General features: G+C 68.6%; 1 protein-coding gene. It reads right to left on the minus strand.

Features of this window, described 5'->3' with window-relative positions:
- On the minus strand, positions 1–459 hold a 459-nt coding region (locus AC1DUE_RS20115), incomplete at its 3' end, for an ANTAR domain-containing response regulator (RefSeq protein ID WP_477041178.1).
- Between the last annotated feature and the right edge of the window lie 79 nt (positions 460–538).

Raw genomic sequence — 538 nt, forward strand, 5'->3', positions numbered from 1 at the left:
CGTCTGCAGAATGCTCTTCGCCCGATCCACCAGCTTCCGCGTCTCCAGCCGCTGCGAAAGATCCGCGACCTCGGTCTCCAACGCCTTCAGCTCCGCGAACCGCGACACGGCCATCTCGATGGCCGGCACCACGTCGCTCTTGCTGAACGGCTTCACGAGGTACGCCATCGCCCCGGCGTCCCGGGCCCGCTCCACGAGGTCGCGCTGCGAGAACGCGGTGAGCATCAGGACGGGCGCGATGGACTCCTCGGCGATGCGCTCGGCGGCGGAGATGCCGTCGAGGATCGGCATCTTCACATCGAGGATGACGAGGTCGGGCCGGTGCTCCCGGGCGAGCTCGACCGCCTTCTCGCCGTCTCCGGCCTCGCCGACGACCGCGTAGCCCTCTTCTTCGAGCATCTCTTTGAGGTCGAGGCGGATGAGAGCCTCGTCCTCGGCGATGACGACGCGGGTCGTCAGCGGCGGGACGTGCGACTTGTCGTCGTCGGCGACGGGCTGGGGCGACTCGGGCGTGGTCACGGGGCTCCTCGTTCAAGAC

This window comes from Cellulomonas sp. P4_A2 (genome assembly GCF_056402515.1).